Genomic DNA, 23,401 nt, shown 5'->3' with positions numbered 1-23,401 from the left:
GGAATGATGGCTTCAAAAAGTCGGTTCTGTAGGCAGCGTATAGTAAATTGATTATTTGCTTATAGCTACTCAATACAATCAAGATATGTATTTCAGTTCAATCTGGCACACCTTTTATGAATTCGATAATATTTCAGTATTTTGGATAAAACGAATTTTATCTATAGGTTTTAGATTCTCTGGTAGCTTATCGGAAAAATGTTTGATTATATTTTTGAGTGTGACTCTGCAAGACTGAACAATTCTCTTGGAGCATATATGTATAGGGTTTGGAGCCAAAGTAAATTGAATATAAGATAGATTGAAATTTGGTAGCTTATTTGAGATTGTTTAAGTCTTACAGGTAATTAGAGTACTACTTGTAATTTAAATCAGTTCTTGAAAGTCCGACTTTTATCTCTTGGAGGCAATCCAAAACACACAGTTTAAATCATATTGATTATAAAATTCTTTTAAGGATACAAAAAAGTTCATATATTAAAATACTAACACTAGAATAAATAAGAGCTCAGAAGCTATTTAGTTTGATATATTTTCTAAGATAATTCATACAGCTTACATGGTAAAAATAGAAAGAAGGTGTAAGTGGTATGAGTAGTGAATTAGAGGTTAAAAGTGTCAGCACAATTTCAAATAAAGACGACATAGTGTTAGTCTTAGATGATGAAAATGAAGCCGAGATGGATGAGGAGAACAAAATAAGTGCTAGAGAGCTCGCAAAGGGTATCTTATCGTTGATGGAAAAGTTGGTAAAAATGATAGATGAGAAAGATCAACAAGATAAGTAGTTCCGATAGCCTGATTAATGCAGCAGTTGGTCAGGCTATCTTTCTAAAGTAATGGGGTATGACCTAAGGAGGTATTATAATGGACACGCCATCTAAAAAGGATGTTATAGAAGGAATAAAGAAAGTTGATATTCCAAAAATGTCAAGATACACATGGAACAAGGATTATTATTTGGAGCTGATAGAAACAAGTGATTATTGTAAACGAAGAACTGTGGTAGAGTTCTGGTTATCATCCAAGCAAGATAAGCTCAGAAAAAGAATAATAGTGGTATATGGAAATCTTAAGAAAATAGAAAAAGAAATGGAAAGAGATAATTATTTTGAAATAGGTATGGGATATTTTATAGATACTTATAATAATGTTGAAAAACTTCAAGATGAACTTATATATCAATGCGTAGATGGAATTATATTTTATATAGATGCTTATGCAAGTAGTACTAGAAATGCAGTGGTTCGATTTCATTCAAAAAAGTAACCATTTAAATCAAGAGTTAGCCTGAGTATGTTAGTAGATACTCAGGTTATTTTTATGCAGTTTTATAAGAATGGGGTATTGCATTAAGGTGTTAATGACAATGATGATTTGCGTAGTTTACTAAAGGAAAATGAATCAGCTCGATATCCAGTGAACTAATTAAATGAAGTAGAGTTATTGGCATATTTGTTATATAATATGAGTGATAGAATACAAAAGAGGAGAGGGATATAGTATGAAAAAATTAGATTTATCACCAACAGAAGAAAATATTTTGTTGACTTTAGAAAAGAATGTATTGGGGAGAAATGAAGAGATTAAGGATTTCTTGGGGATAATTGATAATATTGAGGGTAATATGAGCATTGCAATTAATGGAGACTGGGGTTGTGGAAAAACATTTTATATAAAGCAAATATATGAAATATTGAATTATATGAGAAATCAGAAATTTGATATCGAGAATAATAAAAGAATAGAAGAGATAGTAAAAAAAGATGCATATTTATCTAAATTAGAAATGAGTAACTCATTTGTGCCAGTTTATTATGATGCATGGTTGTATGACGATAATGATGATATTATTGCATCTTTAATGATTTCAATAATAAAAACATATGGAAAAGTTTACAGTACGAAAGTAGTTACTAGTAGTTTGCTTGAAAAAGTAGCTTCAGTATTAGATATATTTAGTTTTGGTGGTGCAGGGACATTAACGAATGCAATTGAAAAAAATCAAGTAAAAGATATTCTTGATTCAGTTAAGACATCGGAAGAAATAATGTCGATTATGGATGAGATATTCAATCAGTTAATTGTTGAAAAGGCAAACAAGTTGGTTGTTTTTATTGATGAATTGGATAGATGCAGGCCAGACTTCGCAATCAGATTATTAGAAAAAATCAAACATTTTATTGATGACGATAGGATAATATTTGTATATTCAATTAATAAAAACGAGTTGTGTCATACTATAAATAAATTTTATGGAAATGAATTTAATTCAACTAAGTACTTAAATAAATTTTTCGATCTTTCATTTGAACTTAATAATAGTACTTCAGTTGATTATGTAACAAATCTAAGATTAATTAATAATGATGGTTATTATATAAATATATTAATATTTGAATTAATTAAAATATTTAGTTTTTCTATGAGAGAGTGTAATAAGTATATTCAAGGAACATATAAAGGAGTGGATATTGTAAGGAATTCATCGAATAATTATTTCGATACAATGGAAAGGCATGTTGATACACTGTTTTTTCCGATTGTTGCAGCCTTAAAAATTTATAATAACAATATTTATAATAAGCTCATAAGTGGAGATGGAGCAAATGAATTACTAGCTATTTATGAAAAATCACCAACTATGAAGAAATATATGTTTAATATCTTGGATGATAAAGATAGTATTACTAGAGATGATAATGCTAGAAAAGAGATAGTTAAAATTTATGAAACTATTTTCACAGATAAATATAAGGATAATGATAACAATGATTCTTACAGGAATAAAGAGCGAATAAAACGTTTGAATATGTTGTTAAATAAAATTTAAAAATTCTATATCCAATAATAATTGTACTAGTTTGTATATAAATAAGACAAAAATGGGGAGAACTAATGATATGGGTAAAGGCAATGTGGATAATAAAGAGAAATTCTTTGAACAAGATGACAATTTAGGTAGAGATCGTTATGCAGAATTTTTAAAGAATCTAATTATCAATTCAGATAAGTATAAAAGGGATAGCGATACTGAGTCATATGTAATTGCTTTAGATTCAGGATGGGGAACTGGAAAAAGTTACTTTCTTAGTATGTTCAAAAATTATTTGAAGGGAAATAGAAGTAGTGAAAGTAGATATGAAGGATTTAAAGATGAAATTAAAATAATAGAATTTAATGCGTGGAAGAATGATTTTTGGGATAATGCATTTGAACCATTTATGATTGCTTTAATAGATAGTGGTGCATTAGAGTTAGAAATGCAAGCGCAACAAGCAGAAGAAGTACTTAAAGGATTAGGAGCAGCCGTAGTTAAAGTAGCAAAAGGGTTTGCAAAACATCGAATTGCAAGATTTATTGGAGAAGAAGCAGTGAATGCTTTTGAGGAAGAAGTTTTGTCTAAGTTTGTTGATTTTGCTTCATGTAAAACGAAGATTTTCCCAGAATATAGAGAGTTCAAGGATAATATAAATAATTTAAAAGATATGTTAACAGAATACATAGAGGCAATAGATGGTAAGTATAAGTTGGTAATAATAATAGATGAATTAGATCGTTGTAAGCCAACCTTTGCAATTGAATTATTGGAGATTGTAAAGCACCTTTTTGATATTAAAGGATTAGTATTTATATTTGCAGTGGATATAGAACAACTAAGCTGTTCTATAAGGACAGTATATGGTCATGAGATGGATGCAACGGGGTATTTGTGTAGATTTTTCGATTATATTAGCAGGATGCCAAAAGCAGACACAGGTGTCTATATAAAAAATAAGATGAAAATGCTCAAGGATCAAAACGAGGAATTTGATAAAGATGTCGCATTAATGGATGCAGGCAAAATAGAAGAGTTTATCAACGATTTAGTATTAGAATTCAAATTAAGCTTAAGAGACGTAGATACTATTCTAACAACATATAATATTATGTTAAATACATTCTTAAAGGATTACGGATATTATGAGGCGCATTGCATGTATTTATATTTTGTTACATTAAAGTACAAGTCTGTTAAAATGTTTAATGATATCTTTTTAAGAGAGATAGCTGGCGTATTTAGACAGTATGGTAATGATAATATTGTAGCAAAATATAAATGGCTTGAAGATAATGTTGATAAGGTGAATCAAGTTATTAAAAGTATAGGAATCACTCTATATTCTTCAAGAGATGAATCTTCTAATGTGACGATATCAGTAATTGGAGGAGCGAAGATGAGGTGCTATTTAGTTAACTCCATAACAGAAGATGAAATCTTATTAGCAGATAACTCAAATAATTCAATAAGTGGCTTGACGAAGATTGTTAATGGAAGCAGATTGAATAATCTATTATATAAGCCAGATATTTTAAAATGGGAAGAAATTAAGGATTTAAAATATGGACAATATATTCATCAACAGTTAGAGATGTTTGATTTCATTGATGCAGAAGCAGTTGCAGAAGTAATTGTTTAATGAATAACCTGAGTATGATAGTAGATACTCAGGTTTATTTACAAGGATGGGGTATTATCTGAGTGTTTTAATAGCTATAGGTAGGTCATGGTAACAGAGAGTAATCCAAGTACCGAATATAGTACAGTTTATAGAATATTATTTACAATATAAATATAAGGCGAATTATAACTTGATTGAGTAGTATTTTATACTAAATTTTGGTATAATTTAGCGAGATAATGCAAAAGGAGATACATCAGTGATAACAGGTGAATTAAGAAGTAAAGTAGATAGAATTTGGGAAACGTTTTGGACAGGAGGAATTAGTAATCCTCTTGAGGTTATAGAGCAATTTACTTATTTATTGTTCATAAAGCAATTAGATGATGTTGAGACAAGAAAAGAAGAAGAAGCAAACTTCTTGAAACTTGATTATGTTGGTATGTTCCCAGAAAATTGCCAGCAGTTTCGTTGGAGCAAGTTTAAGAATTTAGGTTCATCAGAAGAAATGTATACTACAATTATAAATGGGGTATTTCCATTTATAAAGAATTTGCATACAGATGGTGATTCAGCTTATGCAAAATATATGGGGGATGCGATATTTAAAATACCTACACCTGCGATGTTATCTAAAATAGTAGATGGTATCGATAGTCTTGACCTTAGTGATGCAGATGCTAAAGGCGATTTATATGAGTATCTGCTTTCAAAGATTGCAACAGCAGGCACAAATGGACAATTTAGAACTCCACGTCATATTATCCAAATGATGGTTAACCTTATGAAGCCTACACCAAGTGACTTTATTATAGACCCTGCAATGGGAAGTGCAGGATTCTTAGTTGAGTCTCAAACTTATTTAAGACAAAATCATGCTGATTTATTCCTTAATGCAGGTTTAAGAGAGCACTTTAATAATACAATGTTTACTGGTTTTGATATGGATAGAACAATGTTACGTATAGGAGCTATGAATCTTTTGCTTCATGGCGTAGACAATCCAACAATTGAATACAGAGATAGCTTGTCTGAGGTAAATAAAGATAAAGAGAAGTATACACTTGTTTTAGCAAATCCACCTTTTAAGGGTAGTTTGGATTTTGAAGCAGTAAGTGCTGATTTGTTGAAGGTTACAAAGACTAAGAAAACAGAATTATTATTCTTAGCTTTAAATTTACGTATTCTTAAGAATGGTGGTAGAAGTGCGACAATCGTACCAGATGGTGTTCTCTTTGGTGGTAGTAATGCTCACAAAGAAATACGTAAGGAAATTATTGATAATAACAAGCTAGAAGCTATCATTTCTATGCCATCTGGGGTATTCAAGCCTTACGCAGGAGTTTCAACTGCAATATTAATCTTCACTAAAACAGGATTGGGAGGAACTGACAAAGTTTGGTTTTATGATATGAAAGCAGACGGTTATAGCTTAGATGATAAGAGACAGCCAATTGATGCTAATAATATTCCTGATATTATAGAACGCTATAATAATTTAGAAAATGAGAATGATAGAACTCGTAAAGACCAAAGCTTTTTCGTACCAGTAGAAGAGATAATTGCTAATGATTATGACTTATCTATCAATAAGTATAAAGAGATAGAGTATGAAGAAGTAAAGTATGATAGTCCAAGAGTTATTTTGGGCAGAATAAATTCTCTAGAAGCAGACATCCAAGTGGGGTTACAGGAGCTTGGAAAGATGTTGGAGGATTAAGTGATGGGATATGTAAAATTAGGGAATATAGGAGAAGGCTTTATAGGCTTGACGTATAAACCAGAGGATGTTTCAGATGAAGGTATCATTGTATTACGTTCAGGAAACATACAAAATAATAAAATTGATTTGAAAGATACAGTTAGAGTTAAAAAAAACATAAATAAGAAATTAATGTTAAAAGATGAAGATATTTTAATCTGTAGCCGAAATGGTAGCGCAAAGCTGGTTGGTAAATCTGCAATTATAGAACAACAACATGAAACCATGACATTTGGAGCATTTATGATGGTATATAGAAGTAAGAACAATAAGTACTTAGTTCATTACTTTAATTCACCATACTTTCATCGACAGTTGATTTCTGGAGCGACCACTACTATTAATCAATTTACTAAAAAAATGCTAGATGAAATAACTGTTCCATTACCTAATATAGATACTCAGAAAAAGATTGTCCAAGTCCTCGACGCAGCCCAATCTCTCATAGACAAGCGTAAGCAGCAGATAGATGCATGTGATGAGCTAATCAAATCCCGATTTGTGGAGATGTTTGGAGATATTATAACTAATCCTAAAAGGTGGGGTTATTCCAGATTATCTGAGGTGTGTGATATAACTTCAAGTAAAAGGATTTTTGAAAGCGAGTATGTTGATGAAGGCGTTCCATTTTATAGAACAAAAGAAATCGTAGAACTTAGTAAAGGTAATAATATTAGTACACAACTATTTATATCTAGTACTAGATATGAAGATATATTAAATAAATATGAGGTACCAAAAAAAAATGATATATTAATATCTGCTGTAGGGACAATAGGCGTAATATGGGTAGTCGATAATAATGAGCAGTTTTATTTTAAGGATGGAAATTTACTATGGATTAAATCAAATTCTATTTTTGAATCTACATATTTTAAATATGCATTAACTGATTTGATCGACTACTATAAGAAAGATATTTCAGCAGGCAGTGCCTATAGTGCTTTAACTATTGGAAAACTGAAAGATATGAATACATTTTTACCACCTTTAGAAATTCAAAACCAATTTGCCACTTTCGTACAACAAGTCGACAAACAGAAACTTGTATTACAGCAGAGCCTATCAGAACTAGAGGGTAACTTTAATTCATTAATGCAGAGAGCATTCAAAGGTGAGTTATTTCCAGAAGATTAATTACTAATAAAGGGGAGATATAAGAATGATAAGTTGGATGAATAATAATCAAGGTTTTGTAATGTGCTTATTAACTGCAGTATATGTAATCGCTACTATAATAATAGTTTATTATAATAGAAAGTCAATTAATGAGATAAAAGAAACAAGGGAAGCAGAGAGCAGACCATATGTTTTTGCTAATTTAATAAGTGATGCAAGGGATATGTGCTTTTATCTACAAGTTAAAAATTATGGCAAAACTGGGGCGAAAATTCTTGAGTTGTCTATTGAACCAAACTTAAAAATTAACAGTACTAACAATAATACTAAATTTATTGAAAATACAATATTAGCACCGAGCCAAGTTCTACAATTTATAGTAATAGAAGAAAGAGATAAGACTGCTGAAAGTAGTTATAAAGTAAAAATTGAGTATGAAAGTTTAACAAGTAGTATGAAAAAATATACTGAAGAGTATGAATTAAATGTGCAGTATATAGATTGTGTGGGGCATACAGACAGCAACGCTAGTAACTTAAGTAAAACAGAAAATTATTTAAAACGTATATCCGAACATCTAGACTCAATACGTATGAAGGTACAATAGGAGGGAATTGTAGTTATGTGTACAAATTTTGATTTTATAAAAAAGAATAAGCAATATGATTCATTTGCAGATCAGGCAATAGAAGCGGAGAAGAGCCTTTTGGTATCTTCAGCAACAAGCGCCATTCTTTCAAGGAGAGCATTAGAACTGGCAGTTAGATGGGTTTATTCCTATGATGGTGCGTTAATTGTACCTTATCAGGATAATTTATCGAGCCTAATTCATGCAGATTCTTTTCGGGGTATCATAGACCCTAGTCTTTTTCCTAAGTTAAAGTATATTGTTAAGCTTGGAAATATTGCAGTACATACAAATGGTGTTATAAGAAGAGATGATGCAGTTCTATCACTTAGAAACTTATTTGAGTTTTGTAAATGGATTGAATATTGTTATTCAGGCGAATATCAGGAAAGTGTATTCGATGAGAGCTTACTTGAAAAGAGTGAGGAGCGGAAGAGACGCCCTGAAGAGTTAAAAGATTTGTATGAACAGTTAAGCAGTAAGGATAGAAAGCTTGATGACTTAAGCAAGGAGAATCAAGGACTTAGAGCAGATATGACGGCAGCTCGGTTAGACAATAAGCAAGGCAGAAAGTTTAAGGTTGATAGAGTTTCAGAGGCAGAGACAAGAAAGAGATATATTGATTTAGATTTAAAAGAAGCTGGTTGGGTTACTGGTAAAGATTGCTTGGAAGAGGTTGAAGTAACAGGAATGCCTAATACAGCAGGATTAGGTTATGTTGATTATGTATTATATGGAAATGATGGTTTACCACTTGCAGTATTAGAAGCAAAGAAAACAAGTGTAGATACAATTGTGGGTAGTCAGCAAGCTAAATTATATGCTGATTGTTTGCAGAACCAATATAATCGTAGACCAATCATATTCACAAGTAATGGCTTTGAGGTATATTTAACAGATGATTGTGCAGGATATCCACGAAGAAGGGTCTCTAGGGTATTCACAAAAGAAGAACTTCAGCTCATGGTTGATAGACGTATTCAACTTATACCTTTGGAGAATATTGAGATAAACGATGCTATAACGGATAGACCATATCAGAAAGAAGCTATTGTAAGAGTTTGTGAAGCAATTACATCTAAGCATAGAAAAATGCTTATAGTACAAGCTACTGGTAGTGGAAAGACAAGAGTTAGTATCAGTATTGTTGATGTGTTAAGACGCCATAATTATATTAAAAATATTTTGTTTTTAACAGATAGAAAAACGCTTGTAAAACAAGCTAAAAAGAACTTTTCTAATATGTTGCCTGATTTACCATTATGTAATCTATTAGATTCCAAGGATAGTCCTGAACAGGCACGTATGATTTTTTCTACATATCCAACAATGATGAATGCTATTGATGAAACAAAAAGTAAGTTTGGAAATAGATTATTTACGCCTGCACATTTTGATTTGATTATTATAGATGAAAGTCACAGAAGTATATATAAAAAGTATCAGGAAATATTTGATTATTTTGATGGTATGCTTTTGGGTTTAACAGCTACACCAAAGAGTGAGATTGATAAGAATACGTATAGTGTATTTGACCTTGAACGAGGTGTACCTACTTTTAACTATGATTTGGACAAGGCAGTTGAAGAGGGATATCTTGTAACGTACGAACCCAAAAAATATGAAACAAGAATAATGAGGGATGGAATTAAGTACAAAGACTTACCTGATGAAGAAAAAGAAGAGTTTGAAAAAACATTTGAAGATGATGAAGAAATAAATGATACTGTATCAAATTCTGCAATAAATGAGTGGCTTTTTAATGCCAACACTATCGATTTAATATTAAAAGAAGTAATGGAAAAAGGTATCAAAGTAGAGAGCGGTACTAAACTTGGTAAAACAATAGTATTTGCAAAAAGCACTAAGCATGCAAAATGTATAGTCGAGAGGTTTAATATTCTATTTCCAGAGTATGGAGATGCTTATATTAAGCAGATAGATTACAGTATTAATTATGTAGATACATTAATCGATGACTTCTCAATCAAAGAAAAAATGCCACAAATAGCGGTAAGTGTTGATATGCTTGATACAGGTATTGATATTCCTGAAATAGTTAATCTTGTATTCTTTAAAAAAGTTAGGTCTTGTAGTAAGTTCTGGCAGATGATTGGTAGAGGTACAAGATTATGTGAAAACCTATTGGGTGAAGGACAGAATAAGGAAAAATTTTATGTATTTGATTTCTGCAATAATATTGATTTCTTTTCAGCAGGTGTTACTGGTACAGAGACTGGCATACAAGAAAACTATAATGAAAAAACATATAACCTTAAAATGATGATAGCCAGAGAGCTTCAGTTACCTCAATATACAACAGATGAAGTCTATTCAAAATACAGAGCTGATTTAGTACTAAATTTATGTGATACAGTTATTGAGCTGAATGATAATAGTTTTTATGTGAAAAATCATATGAGACATGTTGAAAAATATCGCAGATTAGCTTCATGGGGTATATTAGAAACGCTTCAAGTTTCTGAGATTAAAGAACATATAGCACCTATTGTTATGCCAACAAGCGAGGATGATATTGCTAGAAGATTTAACTACTTAATGTATACGATTGAGCTTGCTTTATTACAGAGTAAAGATGCTTCAAAACCTATTAGTATAGTTGTCACTACAGCCACAGTTCTTTCTAGTATGTATAATATTCCACAGGTTAAGGCAAAAAAAGAAATTATAGAATCAGTTATAGGTCAAGACTTTTGGGATAATGTTAATGTCATTCACTTAGAAACTGTCAGAACAGCATTAAAGGATTTAATAAGACTTATCGAATATGGAGAACGAAAACCATATTATACAGATTTTCAAGACGAAATTGTAGATTATGCTGAAGGTGATCCAGTTTTCACGACTAATGTGATGAAGGATTATAAGAAAAAAGTTGAATTTTATCTTAAAGAGCATAAGGAAAACTTAGCAGTATATAAATTGCGTAATAATAAGAGATTATCAGAATCTGAACTTAAGGAGTTGGAAAGAATTCTTTGGAATGAACTCGGCTCCAAAGCTGACTATGAAAAAGAGTACGGGAATACGCCAGTAGGCAGATTGGTTAGAAAAGTGACAGGAATCGAGAGAGCTGCATTAAATGAGGCATTTAGTAATTTCTTATCTGAACAAAATCTAAATGCTAATCAGATGAACTTTGTAACTCTTATAATTGATTATATAGCAGCCAATGGAAATATTGACGATAATAATGTATTGATGCAAGAGCCATTCAGAAGCATTGGTAGTATTACTTCTATATTTAGAGAAGATATGTCTACTGCAAAGCAGATTCTTGATGTTGTGGAAGATATAAGGAAAAACTCTGAAGATATTGCTTAGAGGTTGTTTGTAAGATGGGAGAAATGATGAAATTTGTTAAGAAAATGTTTGTGATTATAGGTGCGATTATAGGTGTAATTTTAGCTTCCCTATTTATATTTGTTTACATTCCATTTACTGTAAACAAGCTATATATGTATAATTCCGAACAAAAAGTATTATGGGAAGCAAAAGATGTGTTGGAGTTTTATGGAGCAGGTTTAGCTGCTTGTGGTACTGCAATATTAGGTGCAGTTGCATATAAGCAAAATAACAGACTTAATAAATTAAACATCAGTCTACAAGAACAATTCAAGCAAAGAGAAGATGACAATTTCATTGCGAATTATTCTTGCTTTGCACTTTTAGAAGCATTGGAGTTTACTTTTTCTTCGAATATCCCATGCAATTATGAAACCCATTATGAACAGATGTTACAAGATAATAGCTATAAAGAAGAACTTGGTGAGACAAAGATGGGGTTTGAATGTAATGTTGATCTAAAACCTATAAAAGGGTATCCAGCTTTGATATATGTAGAAGAATTTGATCTTTTTGTAAGTGACGAGGATACATTTAGAATGAAAGCGTGTCTTTTTGCATCAAATATAGATAATAATTATTCAAGGGTTGCAATACAGGAAAAGAAAGCAAGTTTTAAAATTACAGTTTTAATTGATGCGGAAAGAAGAAAAGAGATAAAAGAATCAATCGATAAATATGATGGTAGAATTAGTGCTGATATGAGATTTGATTTAGTTACCGATAATTATGTCGTTACTAAGTGTAAATGTCGTGCAGAGTTAAAGGGTATTAATTATAATACTCAAAAAGAGATGTATGATACATATATAGTGGTTAGAGGAACTCAACCACTATGCTTTTGGTATGGACATGAACTATCGAGTAAAGAAAAAATAAAAACTAAGATAGAAGAATTTTAGAATATGTGTAGGCATAGGACTTAGGTAGAAATACTTGAGTCTTTTTTGTTATCATATTTCCTATGAGATCATACTATCAGCCTTGAGTTATATCAAAGCAACTTATTGATAAGTAATCAAATTTCGGCAGCTAATCTTCTGCCAATCAAGTTCTCTAGCTTTCTTCGAGAAAACCCCAGATTTTAAGTGTTCTATATGCATATGAACTTACTAATTCAGTTATTACCTAAGAGATTTTATAGTTTGTAGCTTTATAACAGTAACTATAAAAAATCGGAGGTATGTGATATGCGAAAATGGTTTGATAAGAAAAAGGTACATGTAAAAGATGGGTTATGTGACAAGGGATTTTCCATTCAGGATTTCAAGAATGGTATAAACTATCTTTTAGCAATGGGATTTTTATTTAGTTTAGTCTCTATAGTTGAGTTACTATTTAATCTTTTTAGTAGTTCCAAGAAGATAGTAAATTTTACAGAGGAAGATATTAAACAGATTATACAATGGAAAGACAGTTCTGTTAGTCAGTCAAGATCAGTTGCTGATATATTTCTAACATTAGGTATTGTTATAGTAGGTTGGATTGCTTTTTTTCTAGTATATGCCATTGGTATTTGTATATCATCATATATCAAAGACAGAATAGAGCTAAATGGGGTATCTGATAGACTGGAGCTTTTCACTTTAGGAAGACTTTCATTTGATGAAAATGGAGCGTTGAAGGTATATAGAGATTCAGATGGTACTATAAAAAAGAGATTAATTTATAGTGATTTAATTGTCTTAGTACTCCTAGTTATTTTCCTTATAATGCTGATAGCAGTAGGCATCTTTTGTGAGGTGATATAAATGTCAAAGGCAAATTTTAGAAAGCGAATATTTATAGGTATCTTAAGTATGATGCTGTTATTTTCTACAATTATTAGCAGTTTCAGCATAAAAGTATATGCAGATTCAAAAGATAGACTATCTGATTACATTGGAATGGCAGCAGATAAGCAAACTTCTGATTTCACTGAGGATACTTTATCAGCTGACCAGTTAAGGATAATTGGAGTATTTCTTTCAAATTCTTATATTCCTTGGAATACACAGATTAATACTACTGATAATGATGATGAAACAAAGAAGAGTATGGTATCATTCTTAACTGATTCACTTAATTTTGATGAAACAATAGCGAAAAACTTAGTAGAAACAGTTCAGGGAATATCTCAGTCATCAGCAACAGAGTTAAAATTAGGTTTAGGAAAAGCTGATGGTACTTGGTATGATATTGGTAATTGTAGTTATTTTAGTTTCATAAGTGTACATAAAAATGAAGATCTTGTAAAAGCAGGCTATACAAAATTTAGGTTATATTGGACAAATTCAAATGAAAAAACAAGTACTGTATATGAAGGAAATGTTAATGGAGATTATACAGCAAGTACAACAGTAATGAATATGATATTTGAGTCATTAAAACTAGAAACGGGGTATGGTTCAAATATATTAGGTCTAAGTGCGGAGGAGGATTGTGTTTCTCCAACATCTGATACATTCAGTGAGTTATTAAATAAATACACGACAGATGAATTATATAAGGCATCTTGCTTATCTTGGCAATTATATGTTGATGCTTTTGGAAATATTATTGTAGATTGTGGCACAAGACAGTATATTTTAATGCCTGCTTGTATGAACTCATTTGCATGGACTAAAGATGGTATGAATGCAGGTGATTCAGTAAACTTAGTAAATCTATATTCGTTAACTCTTTCGGAAGAGGGCAGATTGGTTACAAGTGATGCATCAAGCTACAAAGATAAGACTACTGTTAGTATAAAATATAAATCCTCGCCAGATAGTTTGTGGAGATTAGTTAGAGGGGATAAAACAACAGGCTGGAGTGATATAAAGAGTTTTCTATTTGTTGAATGGGCAGAGCAGACAGATGGTACTAAGTTGTTCGATAGCCTGCTTGAAAAATATAATAGTGGCGGTAATTGTGTTTCAGAATTTGATATCTCGACTTATTGGAATACCACAACAGGATTGGATTGGAGTACAATTAAAGGAGCCGATACATCGAATGTAAATGTTATAGATGATTTTATTTTCTTTGACACTGTTCAGGCTTTCTCAGCTGCAAATACGAAGACGATGGCGACATCAAAATATGGAATATTTTCAGATGATAAGGGTAGTTCTTTAACAAGTCATTTAAGTACAACTGGTAATAAATTCAGTAATGTGTTAGCAGCAGGTGATTGTGGCTTAAATATAATTACTGGCGATTCTGCTAAGAAGTATTTAGCAGGTATCTACACAAGTTATTGTTTTGCATATTTTGAAGAAAAAGATGCAGTTGGTGGACATGTTAACTACAGATTCAATAAGGATAGTTTACCAAGTCCAGGCACTGGAACATTAAAGATATCAGAATTAGCAATGTCAGCGGAAAGTATGGATAGAGAGCTTAAGTCTATGGCTTATTACTTCTTACATCCAACAGAAGGTGTCGCCTATGTATCTACGTGGTTTAAAAATAAGGTTTCAGGTATTTTGGTTGGTTGGCATCAAGATATGGTTGGTAATACTTCGGCAAATAGTACAACAGGTATTACAAAGTATCTTGGATTTTCAGGTTATGTAACAGTTCCCAATTTACATGATATGGAGTGGACTAATTATCTTTTAAACGAGTATGATAGTTTCTATGTATATATAATCATTATAATTACTTTAATAATGATGGGTTATGTACTCATAGGAAGCTTAACATTCCAAAAGGCATTTTTAGGTATTTTAGTTTTTTCAATATGTGCTTTCCTACCACCTATTATGATAAATGCTACAATAAATATATCAAACAGCGCATGTGATAATATCTATAGTAGTAAATTTACTTACTGGGCATTAGTGCAACATGAGCAGTACATTACAGATATTCAAAGTGCAATAAAAAATGGAGAGTATTCAGATTATCTGCTCACTTTATTTAATAGTCAAACAGAAAATAATGCTTCAGATTCTTCTATTGTTACCCTTAAATGGATGTGTCCAAAGAAAGATAATTATTTAGCCAATATCGAAGAAGAACTAAATGTTTCTACAAAGAGTAATCAAATGACTTCCCTAATAGGTGGGGTATTGAGCCAAAACCTTAGCGGAGAAGATTACACAGGTAGTGCAAAACAGCTATATCTTTACAGAAGCTACACTGATATTGGTAGTTATGCAACATATAGCTATAAAGCTTTATCCTCTAGCAAATTTAAAAATAAGATGGGAACACCCTACATTGATTATATTACATCAACTAGTGGAAATAATTTGTATAATGTATATAAGACATATACATCGACAAGTAATAATAACTCATTACAGAGTTCAGTGAATTTGGGATTCAGTTACAATACGCTTTCAGGTACAAATGCTTGGGATTTAACTTGTAATAGAAGATTTACTGCGGCACTTACAAGCAATACAGTTTCAGGAGCAATAAAAAATGGTTTGGATAATGCTTCATTGACTGGTTTTCAAGTGGCAGGTATTGAACAGACCAACTTTGACACAACAATAGCAGATTTCAGTAATGCTGATGTAAGTTTATCAGAAAAAGAAATCGCTACATTTGCATATGGCATTTATACAGAATCTCCATTCTATTATTTCAGTTGGAATTTGCAAGACCAGTTAGGCTCTGCAAGTAGTGAGGAAGCAGGTATTGTAGATTCGAATTTCCCATATAAGAATTTATTCTTACTGGGTGATGGTGATTATTTTTATAATAATGTAAAAGAGACTGAAGGTGCTTCGGGATACGGAGAAATGCGTGATTACATGGATATGAAGTCACTCTTTACATTTGTTATTCCTTATTTGAAAGCAGCGAATGATGTAGTAGTTGATTGGGATAATGCGAATGGATTATGGCTATATCCAGATGTTGACTTACAATATGATGGTAGTACATTATTAGTACCTGATGATGTAAAATCGGCAGGAACAGATTCCGAACTTTATTACAAGTATTGGCACAATGCAAATGTAGCTCAATTATTCAATATGTACACTCCTTGGGTAGATACTATGTATGATTGTGACTATGCAAAAGGTCAGAACATTGAAGTCCTAGGAAGCAAGTTTTATGTAGAAGATCCACTTAATCCATCATCTTATTATAAGGCTGATACTTCAGGTGAAATAACTGAGGGAAGATATATGGTTTTCTCTAGAAGTGAAATGGAGTACTGGGGATTAACAGAAGCTGATTTAACAACAGTTGAGCAAAAGATAATAAATGTTAGCAAAGATTCTTATACAGACTTGCTTCAGCTGATGGATTATTATAACTTTTCAGATGATGTATTAAATACATCTGCAGCTATGATGGAAACATTTAATTTTAATAAAGAGTTTAGTCAAACATCGTTTCTTAGTGAGGGTTATAATTTATACCCACAATGTTATGAGTTAAAGAACTTCAGTTATGATGCTTACTTAAGACTGATTCTTTCTGAGGCATCAGGTGAGGATTTGCAGTCAAGCACTGGAGAAAGTATTTATACAAGGATTGTAAATAATTCAAGTATCTTTACAGGTATAATAATGATTGTACTTGATGTATTTGCAGTTTATGCTATACCAGCACTAAAGTTATTTTTCATACTTGCGATATTTTTTATGAGTATACTGGTGATTTTATCGGCATCATTACAGATTGAAATAAATCTTATAAAAGTGCTTAGTAATAGTTTAGTGTACCCATTACTAAAGTTCTTGTGTGTCAGTGTGGGGTTCGCATGGCTTATTTCACTATTTATGTCAAATGGTAATACATCGGTCACAAACAGAGGTGGATATTTAATATCGCTTGGTGACCCAACGATGACACTGCTTGTAATGATTGTAGTAAATGCTGTGATAGTAGTCCTTTACTGGAGAATTGTAAGGAAAGCAGCAAAAGAATGTGTTAAGTATGCAAAGGTGGTAGGTACATCACTTGCAGGTATGGGTGGTGGAGTATTAGCCACAATTACTGGAGGAACTATTGGTAAGGTTGCATCTACCATTAGAGGGAAAAACGATGTTCAAGGCATAAATGGGGTATCTAATCCAACCAATATTAATACCAATCCTAAGTTAAGAAGTGAATCAAATAGACCAGATACTGCTCATAGGCAAAATAAATATGAAAAGAAATACTTACAAGCAGAAAAGAAGACTAATAAATTTGAAAGCAAACAGGCTTCATATGATGAAAAGATTATGAAGGGTAAAGCTAAAATTGAAAAGGGTAATAACAAATACAATAAATTAAAAGAAAATGGGACAGAAAGACAGATTGCTAGAGCTGAAAATCATTCAAGTAAGTCTAACGTCAAATTAACTAGGATGAACAAGAAAAGTACAGGTAATGCTATAAAGCTTAATAAAGCCAGAAGTATATCTAGAGTTAAAAGTATGAGAGCAGGAGGTAAAAAAGGTTGTTAATAGACTGATAAGTGGTAGGGACTAATAAAAAAGTTCCTACCATTTATTTTTCCTTTTTACAATCAGTAAAATTGAGCAGGAAAATTTATGTTTGTTAAGTTCCTTAGTTTTCTGTAATTATACTCCCAGTTTTCAAGAACTTAATAGCGAGTATCTCAAATGGGGTATGTCAATATGTGTTTTTGTTACTTTATCTTCCGAGTTGAAAACCCTATCTTATAATAGGCCAGTTTAATCGGCTATATTACTTTTAATACACTGAGGTTACACTCTTAGCGGTTATATAACGTTTTTCTTCAGTTGTTTGCATGAGATGAAATATGGTTGTTAGTGCTGATTACTAGGCATAAAAAATATTTCAGGAGGCAGTTAAAGATGGAGCTATATAAAGAGCTTGTAAATAACAGTAGAAAAGTCATTTGTGATATGGTTACAAGTAAAGACAGTAATATATTAGAAAACAGATTATCATTTTACGAAGATGGTTATTTAATAATGCAGTTGTTTCCTACAAAAGATTGTATATATTACGATGATGATAGATTTAAAAAGCGAAGGTATACAAATCTAGTTGATATATTTCTCTCTAATGGTATAGACGAATTGGAGCTTGAAGAAATAGTAAGATTAGTAAACCTCAAATCATATTCACATAATACATTGACATGTGATTTTGTATTTTACTTTGGTGATTTATTTGAAGTTACATATTTAAATGATTATAACAATGATAATTTTGTTGTTTGGATGATGGCAAATGAAAAAAGAGTAGTTTTAAGTGGTTATAGTGGTAAAATGAAATATAGATCTTTAACTGAAAAAACAAAAGAGGTTATGTTCGGTGAATTTTACAAATGTAGAATTGATAATGTAGAAGAATATTATGATTCGATTGAATGTGAAAATATGGTTATATTAACAGATTATGGCTGTAAGTTTAAAATGTATGCAGATATTTATCGAAGAATGTGCAAAACAAAGTATCTAAATAGTATAAATTTCTTAGAAACTGGTCATTTCTTCAAACTTCAACCAGAGGATTTAAAAAGAGCTGCAAAGAAGAAGTTGCTTGGTATAGAACTTGAAATTAAGTATATAGATAATGGCAATATAGTGCTTTGATTAGAAACAATTAAAACTATATTAGAAGATAGATATAGGCTCAGGTAAAAAATACTTGAGTCTTTTTCTGTGATATATTCTATGAGAAGTGATTATCTGGTTAGAGTTGTATTAGATAATTACTAAAGAAGTGATAAGGTTTGGCAGGTAAATTTATATTTGTTAAGTCTTGTAGCTTTCTGTAATTATACTCCTAGTTTTCAAGAGCTAAATAGTTAGTTCTTCAAATGGGGTAGCTTAATATGTATTTTTGCTGCATTTTCTGTTATGAAATTTATCTGCAAAGATGCCGTTTTTAGCTAGTATATTCTACTTAATACACGTAGGGTATATTTATAGTGGTTATATAGTGTTTTTCTTCAGTTGTTTGCGTGAGATGTACTATGGTTGTTAGTTCCTTTTAAAAGGAAACTAAATTTGGAAAGTAGAGGATATGCACATGAGCTATAGCATGGAGTGCAGAGACATAAAGTTTCTGATAAAAAGTAAAAACATCGGAAGAGTTACGGATATTTGTAATGAAATTAGAAGAGAGAAAAGCGAATCATCTTTTTATGATGAATATTTTGAATCTGAGGATTCTGAATCCGAAGATTGTGATTCAGAATCCGAAGATTATTTAGATTCTAAAGAGTATTTAGAGTTTAAGGAGTTGGATTTTGAAAAGGCAATTGATGATTGTGGTTGGCGAGCTACGTTGAATAAAAATGGAGATTGCATTAGTATAAGTACTTTTTTTGAATATTCTACTGAATATGTCGATACACTCTCAGAAATCGCACCATATGTAGAAAGTGGTTCCTTTATTGAGATGCAAGGCGAAAACGGTACCATATGGAGATGGATATTTGATGGTGGTAAGCTTAGCCTAAAATATGCAGAAACAAAGGCTATTTGGTAGACTAGATTCAATATTATAAATATCTAGCAGGAGCAATTCAGAGGCTCCTGCTTTTCTTATATTAAAAGTATATCATAGTAAAGTGATTATCTTAATGATTTTAGCATTTCTTTGATTTGATCTAGATTCTCATCTGTAATAACTGGATGTGGAATATCTACTCTCCCTAGTAGGTATTCAGTACTTACGTCAAGGATATCTGCCACAGTACATAATTCTGTTATTGTAAGTTCTCTACTATCTTCAAAAGTTCTGTAGACTTTTATTTCAATATCAAGCGCGATTGCCATATCCTCTTCTGAAATCCCTTTGTATTGTCTTAATTCTTTTATGCGTTCATTAACTATTTTCATTTATAATCATCCTCGTAATTTTAGTTTTATATTGTTATAGCATAGCAGTTGCTTTTGTGGACTAGTTTTATTTAATATTATCTCTTGCCAGTTAGATATTGTAAAGAGTTTTTGATAGTCCTCGTAAAATGGGGCATATATGCATCTGTCTCTTAGTTATTACAAACTATGATATAAATTCTAATATGATTTATGATAATTGAACTTATAAACGAATTATAGGGATTTGAAAGGAGATGTTATTATGTATTTTAGAATTTCACATATTAGTTGTATTGGTCATAACGTTTTTGTTACTGGTTATCTAAGTGCCGAAGGAAATAAACCAGAGCAAAAGGAAGACTTAGAAACAATTGTTAAATGTGTACAGGAAATAAATGTAGGTATTAGTAAGATTGATTCTGTTGAGGTTGAAAATAACAGAGTTATCTATAAGCATGTAGAAGCGAGTAACTTATTTTCATTATTAAGGTTCTTAGATATAACATTAGATTTAGACATTAAATACAGGCTTAGTAAAAATATTAAGTTGACTGGCAAGGATGCACTAGAAGAATTAGATAAAATAGCAAAAAATAAGAAGATTAAAGTGATTAGATAGTAGCAGGTAGGAGTGAAAGATCTCCTACCTTTTTCTTGTGTTTATGATTGAAATACTGATTTGTAGTTCTTTAATTCAAATGGGGTATTTAAAAAGGCTCATCTATCTCTTTCTATCATAATTTTTTCAAAGTAGAGATAATTCCTAAGACAGTTTATAGATAGTAAATAACAAGTATGGAAGGAGATTTACAATGAAATATGTATACGTAGATGATGCAGTTAAGATGTTAAATACCTCAAAGGGTACACTTGATTTTAAGAGATATAAGAAAAGATTTGTTCCTAGTGCAAGAATTGGAAAGAGGGTTTTATATTCAGTAGATCAGATAAATCAGTTTCTTGAGGATGAAGTTTACGACACTTCAAATAATAAAATTATTATGTTTATAGGTGAGGGTTCTCCACTCGCAGAGTTTCCTTATCAAATCAACAAGAGTACTGATGATTGTGAAATAATATTTTTCGACACTAGTTTGCACATTTGTTGTGCCTTAGAAGATGAGATATTCAAGTCTTTAGTAGATGGGATTGTAAGTAGAAGAGTTTATACATTGATTTTGCTCGAAGAAGATTTTGAAGGAAATGAGTTTCTTCTAGAGTTTTTAGAAAATCTTTGTAAGTCAGCAAGAGTTCTTTGCAGTGTTACAGATAGAGTTGAAACTATTGAAATTATTAATTCAGATGGAGAGGTATTACAATATGAAGAGTAAGAGGTTAAAGGCAGTAGTAAGCTGTGCGTTAATGGTATCTACTTTGTTATTGAGCAGTGTTCCTGCTTTTGCAAAGGAAGCAAGTATTACAGTTAATTATGATGCACAAAAGTCATTAGCAAGTATTAAAACAACAGAGACAGGTGGGACATTAGTGTATTCTTATAAAGTCGGCTCAACAGCAGAAAATGTTGCATTCCCAGTATATAAGCAGGATTTAGTTTATACATTTGATGTAAATGGAGCATATGTAAGCACGGCAGCAGGAAATTTAAATCAATCAGTATTTTCAGATGATAAAAGTAATTGGTTAGATTTCTCAAAGACTACTCCAACGGTCACACCAACCTCTGATTATTACGAATATGCAAGAAAGTCTAATGGGGTATGTATCTTACCTAATAGCGTGGAGAACAATGATGGTTCTGTTTACATACCAGTTGAAGATGATAAAAAGTACATTACTATTTTAACTTCCTATAAGTATGCAGATAACACTTATAGCGATACCATAACAAGTAACGTTATTTATACTGGAGTAGTAAAATCTAGTGATTTCTCGATTAATGTATCTTCAGTATCAAAAGATTCAACCACTGAAACAATCAAGGTCAATGCTAGCAGTTCCAAAGGTCTTGATTATGCCACTTGTTCTTCTGATAATAAGATTGTAAGATTAGATGGAGTGTCTACTTCAACAGCTTATGAACTTTCAAAGAATGGTACATATACTATTTTAGTTTATGAAAAAGGTAATTTAATACCAAAGATAACTACTTATGAAGTAAAAGGCTTAAGTGGTACAGTAGATACAAATATCGAAGTAGAAAATACAGATACAGAAGCACCAGTCATTACAGTTGCTAATATTCCTACAGACAGGCAATCTGAGGCATTTGAAATAACAATTCAGACAAATGAAAAATGTAATATTAACTTTAACGGAAATGTATTTAATGGAGTATCAGAATCAAAAGTTAATGTTTCAGCCGATGGTGTTTATAAGGTAACTGCTACTGATGAAGCAGGAAATATTTCAGGGCAGGATGTAACAGTTTCTTGCTTCGGTACAGAAAATTCAGAAGGTTGGAATTTAGATAAGGATAACTACTGGAATGAATCAAAAACATATGGTATACTTCCAGTAACTGGAGATGTAGCGTGGTATGTATTGATAGGTCTTAGTGTTACATGTCTTGTAAGTGGGGTTATTCTATTCATGTCACTCAAAAAGAGGGGAGCGAAAGTAAATGAGAAAAGATAAAGATTATATAGTACTTGTTATAGGTATATCACTGATTATGCTAATGTCTGGATGTGATAATAAAGCTCAGACAGTAGTCCCAACAAATGGGGTAGAAGTAGTTATGCAAACTGAAATATCCACTGAAGGAAATTCAGCTGTTAAGTTAGCTGAGGAAAAAGCAAAAGCTGAACAGGTTGCAAAGGAACTGGATGAGAAAGTTCAGGCTGAGGTAGCTGAGCAGGCTCGTTTGACAGCAGAAGCTGAAGCAAATAAGAGTGCGGCTGAAAAAGCAGGTATTGTTGATTCTAGTAGCACAAAGTATGTATGTGCAACAGTTAATGTCAGAACAGATGCAGCAGTCGATAGTGATAAGCTTGGTTCATTAAGTTTAAATGAAGTAGTAAATGTCACTGGAGAGGTATCAAATGGATGGACACGTATCGATTATAATAATTCAACAGCATATGTAGCATCAGAGTATTTAAGTAATGAAAAAACTGTTGTAAGTCAAAGTGCTAGTCCATCAAATGGTAGTACACCAAGTGTTGCTACTGCTACACCGAGTGCTGATACCTCAACACCGAGTGCCGATACTTCTACTGCTAAGAAGTGGAGTTTCCCAGTAGATACGACAACAAGAGAAGAGAGTCTGGCAAAGCTAACTGCAGAAATGATAGCAATGGGATATAGTGGTATTGAGGATAATGAGTCTGGAACGACTGTATTATCAATGACACAATAGTACATAAGCCTATGGGGTATTTAC

At 31.6% G+C, this 23,401-nt stretch carries 18 protein-coding genes; 17 read left to right on the top strand and 1 reads right to left on the bottom strand.

What is annotated here, in order from left to right; translation table 11 throughout:
- The first annotated feature begins 590 nt into the window (after positions 1-590).
- The 13 genes from BMY18_RS16085 (at position 591) to BMY18_RS16025 (ending at position 19,723) form a co-directional block, all read left to right on the top strand.
- Entirely contained in the window at positions 591-788 is a 198-nt protein-coding gene (locus tag BMY18_RS16085) for a hypothetical protein (protein ID WP_092455922.1), read from the top strand.
- Positions 789-867: 79 nt separating this feature from the next.
- Positions 868-1,269 (top strand): hypothetical protein, encoded by a 402-nt coding sequence (locus BMY18_RS16080; protein ID WP_092455920.1) that lies wholly within the window; start codon positions 868-870, stop codon positions 1,267-1,269.
- Positions 1,270-1,504: 235 nt separating this feature from the next.
- The gene (locus tag BMY18_RS16075; protein ID WP_092455918.1) at positions 1,505-2,833 is read left to right on the top strand and encodes a KAP family P-loop NTPase fold protein; all 1,329 of its coding nucleotides are present in this window, start codon (positions 1,505-1,507) and stop codon (positions 2,831-2,833) included.
- Between the two features lie 70 nt (positions 2,834-2,903).
- Complete coding sequence (locus BMY18_RS16070) at positions 2,904-4,460, top strand: KAP family P-loop NTPase fold protein (protein ID WP_170841443.1); 1,557 nt, start codon at positions 2,904-2,906, stop codon at positions 4,458-4,460.
- A gap of 241 nt (positions 4,461-4,701) precedes the next feature.
- The gene (locus tag BMY18_RS16065) at positions 4,702-6,162 is read left to right on the top strand and encodes a type I restriction-modification system subunit M (protein WP_092455914.1); all 1,461 of its coding nucleotides are present in this window, start codon (positions 4,702-4,704) and stop codon (positions 6,160-6,162) included.
- Positions 6,163-6,165: 3 nt separating this feature from the next.
- Positions 6,166-7,341, top strand: coding sequence for a restriction endonuclease subunit S (locus BMY18_RS16060; protein WP_092455912.1), 1,176 nt, complete (start codon positions 6,166-6,168; stop codon positions 7,339-7,341).
- 25 nt (positions 7,342-7,366) lie between these two features.
- Positions 7,367-7,930 (top strand): hypothetical protein, encoded by a 564-nt coding sequence (locus BMY18_RS16055; RefSeq protein WP_092455909.1) that lies wholly within the window; start codon positions 7,367-7,369, stop codon positions 7,928-7,930.
- 15 nt (positions 7,931-7,945) lie between these two features.
- Positions 7,946-11,296 (top strand): DEAD/DEAH box helicase family protein, encoded by a 3,351-nt coding sequence (locus tag BMY18_RS16050; protein WP_092455907.1) that lies wholly within the window; start codon positions 7,946-7,948, stop codon positions 11,294-11,296.
- A 14-nt stretch (positions 11,297-11,310) separates the two neighbouring features.
- On the top strand, positions 11,311-12,219 hold the full coding sequence (locus BMY18_RS16045; protein ID WP_092455905.1) for a hypothetical protein: 909 nt from the start codon (positions 11,311-11,313) through the stop codon (positions 12,217-12,219).
- 288 nt (positions 12,220-12,507) lie between these two features.
- Positions 12,508-13,068, top strand: coding sequence for a hypothetical protein (locus tag BMY18_RS16040; RefSeq protein WP_092455903.1), 561 nt, complete (start codon positions 12,508-12,510; stop codon positions 13,066-13,068).
- The gene (locus BMY18_RS16035; protein ID WP_092455901.1) at positions 13,069-17,700 is read left to right on the top strand and encodes a G protein-coupled receptor family protein; all 4,632 of its coding nucleotides are present in this window, start codon (positions 13,069-13,071) and stop codon (positions 17,698-17,700) included.
- Between the two features lie 375 nt (positions 17,701-18,075).
- On the top strand, positions 18,076-18,822 hold the full coding sequence (locus tag BMY18_RS16030; RefSeq protein ID WP_092455899.1) for a hypothetical protein: 747 nt from the start codon (positions 18,076-18,078) through the stop codon (positions 18,820-18,822).
- 439 nt (positions 18,823-19,261) lie between these two features.
- A complete protein-coding gene (locus BMY18_RS16025) occupies positions 19,262-19,723 on the top strand; it encodes a hypothetical protein (RefSeq protein WP_092455897.1) in 462 nt (153 codons plus the stop codon).
- A gap of 86 nt (positions 19,724-19,809) precedes the next feature.
- Here BMY18_RS16025 and BMY18_RS16020 read toward each other — a convergent pair whose 3' ends face one another.
- Positions 19,810-20,076: a helix-turn-helix domain-containing protein gene (locus BMY18_RS16020; RefSeq protein ID WP_092455895.1), complete on the bottom strand. Its 267-nt coding sequence runs from the start codon at positions 20,074-20,076 to the stop codon at positions 19,810-19,812.
- A gap of 244 nt (positions 20,077-20,320) precedes the next feature.
- Here BMY18_RS16020 and BMY18_RS16015 point away from each other — a divergent pair, with 244 nt between their 5' ends.
- From BMY18_RS16015 to BMY18_RS16000, 4 genes are all read left to right on the top strand, one after another.
- Positions 20,321-20,677: a hypothetical protein gene (locus BMY18_RS16015; protein WP_092455893.1), complete on the top strand. Its 357-nt coding sequence runs from the start codon at positions 20,321-20,323 to the stop codon at positions 20,675-20,677.
- Between the two features lie 193 nt (positions 20,678-20,870).
- Positions 20,871-21,389: a MerR family transcriptional regulator gene (locus BMY18_RS16010; protein WP_092455891.1), complete on the top strand. Its 519-nt coding sequence runs from the start codon at positions 20,871-20,873 to the stop codon at positions 21,387-21,389.
- Complete coding sequence (locus BMY18_RS16005) at positions 21,379-22,653, top strand: hypothetical protein (RefSeq protein WP_092455889.1); 1,275 nt, start codon at positions 21,379-21,381, stop codon at positions 22,651-22,653. Before BMY18_RS16010 ends, BMY18_RS16005 begins: the two co-directional genes overlap by 11 nt.
- Positions 22,640-23,377: an SH3 domain-containing protein gene (locus BMY18_RS16000; RefSeq protein WP_092455887.1), complete on the top strand. Its 738-nt coding sequence runs from the start codon at positions 22,640-22,642 to the stop codon at positions 23,375-23,377. The genes BMY18_RS16005 and BMY18_RS16000 overlap by 14 nt, the downstream gene beginning before the upstream one ends.
- Positions 23,378-23,401: the final 24 nt, after the last annotated feature.

Source organism: [Clostridium] fimetarium (assembly GCF_900111235.1).
GTDB classification, from domain to species: domain Bacteria; phylum Bacillota; class Clostridia; order Lachnospirales; family Lachnospiraceae; genus Clostridium_N; species Clostridium_N fimetarium.
This window is presented reverse-complemented; position numbering and strand designations above follow the sequence as displayed.

What these genes read in the sequence shown, in the direction of transcription:
- BMY18_RS16085 (WP_092455922.1), top strand. Translation starts at nt 591, where the DNA reads ATGAGTAGTGAATTAGAGGTTAAAAGTGTCAGCACAATTTCAAATAAA.
- BMY18_RS16080 (WP_092455920.1), top strand. Translation starts at nt 868, where the DNA reads ATGGACACGCCATCTAAAAAGGATGTTATAGAAGGAATAAAGAAAGTT.
- BMY18_RS16075 (WP_092455918.1), top strand. Translation starts at nt 1,505, where the DNA reads ATGAAAAAATTAGATTTATCACCAACAGAAGAAAATATTTTGTTGACT.
- BMY18_RS16070 (WP_170841443.1), top strand. Translation starts at nt 2,904, where the DNA reads ATGGGTAAAGGCAATGTGGATAATAAAGAGAAATTCTTTGAACAAGAT.
- BMY18_RS16060 (WP_092455912.1), top strand. Translation starts at nt 6,166, where the DNA reads ATGGGATATGTAAAATTAGGGAATATAGGAGAAGGCTTTATAGGCTTG.
- BMY18_RS16055 (WP_092455909.1), top strand. Translation starts at nt 7,367, where the DNA reads ATGATAAGTTGGATGAATAATAATCAAGGTTTTGTAATGTGCTTATTA.
- BMY18_RS16050 (WP_092455907.1), top strand. Translation starts at nt 7,946, where the DNA reads ATGTGTACAAATTTTGATTTTATAAAAAAGAATAAGCAATATGATTCA.
- BMY18_RS16045 (WP_092455905.1), top strand. Translation starts at nt 11,311, where the DNA reads ATGGGAGAAATGATGAAATTTGTTAAGAAAATGTTTGTGATTATAGGT.
- BMY18_RS16040 (WP_092455903.1), top strand. Translation starts at nt 12,508, where the DNA reads ATGCGAAAATGGTTTGATAAGAAAAAGGTACATGTAAAAGATGGGTTA.
- BMY18_RS16035 (WP_092455901.1), top strand. Translation starts at nt 13,069, where the DNA reads ATGTCAAAGGCAAATTTTAGAAAGCGAATATTTATAGGTATCTTAAGT.
- BMY18_RS16030 (WP_092455899.1), top strand. Translation starts at nt 18,076, where the DNA reads ATGGAGCTATATAAAGAGCTTGTAAATAACAGTAGAAAAGTCATTTGT.
- BMY18_RS16025 (WP_092455897.1), top strand. Translation starts at nt 19,262, where the DNA reads ATGAGCTATAGCATGGAGTGCAGAGACATAAAGTTTCTGATAAAAAGT.
- BMY18_RS16020 (WP_092455895.1), bottom strand. Translation starts at nt 20,076, where the DNA reads ATGAAAATAGTTAATGAACGCATAAAAGAATTAAGACAATACAAAGGG.
- BMY18_RS16015 (WP_092455893.1), top strand. Translation starts at nt 20,321, where the DNA reads ATGTATTTTAGAATTTCACATATTAGTTGTATTGGTCATAACGTTTTT.
- BMY18_RS16010 (WP_092455891.1), top strand. Translation starts at nt 20,871, where the DNA reads ATGAAATATGTATACGTAGATGATGCAGTTAAGATGTTAAATACCTCA.
- BMY18_RS16005 (WP_092455889.1), top strand. Translation starts at nt 21,379, where the DNA reads ATGAAGAGTAAGAGGTTAAAGGCAGTAGTAAGCTGTGCGTTAATGGTA.
- BMY18_RS16000 (WP_092455887.1), top strand. Translation starts at nt 22,640, where the DNA reads ATGAGAAAAGATAAAGATTATATAGTACTTGTTATAGGTATATCACTG.